Here is a 380-nt window from a genome sequence, read left to right on the forward strand (position 1 = left end):
CGACGATCCGCGAGCGGATCCTCGACATCGCGGGCATCCGGATCACGTGCAGCTTCGTGTCCGACGCGTACTGGGTCGCGGACATGCTCGCGTCGCAGCCCGACGTCGAGGTCGTGCGCCGCAAGGACTACATCGCCGAGCCGAAGGCCAACGGGTACCGGTCGCTGCACCTCATCGTGCGGATCCCGGTGTTCCTGTCCGACCGCACCGAGCACGTGCCCGTCGAGGTGCAGATCCGCACGATCGCGATGGACTTCTGGGCGAGCGTCGAGCACAAGCTGTCGTACAAGTACCACGGCGCGCTGCCCGAGGACCTGCGCACCGAGCTGCTCGACGCCGCGGTGACGGGCGCCGAGCTCGACGCGCGCATGGGGCGCCTG

General features: G+C 69.2%; 1 protein-coding gene. It reads left to right on the forward strand.

The window, feature by feature from the left end:
* A partial coding sequence (locus G3I71_RS50050; protein WP_369335598.1) for a GTP pyrophosphokinase family protein occupies positions 1-380 on the forward strand: 380 nt, incomplete at both ends.

Source organism: Streptomyces sp. SID12501 (assembly GCF_010550245.1).
Taxonomy (GTDB): Bacteria; Actinomycetota; Actinomycetes; order Streptomycetales; family Streptomycetaceae; genus Streptomyces.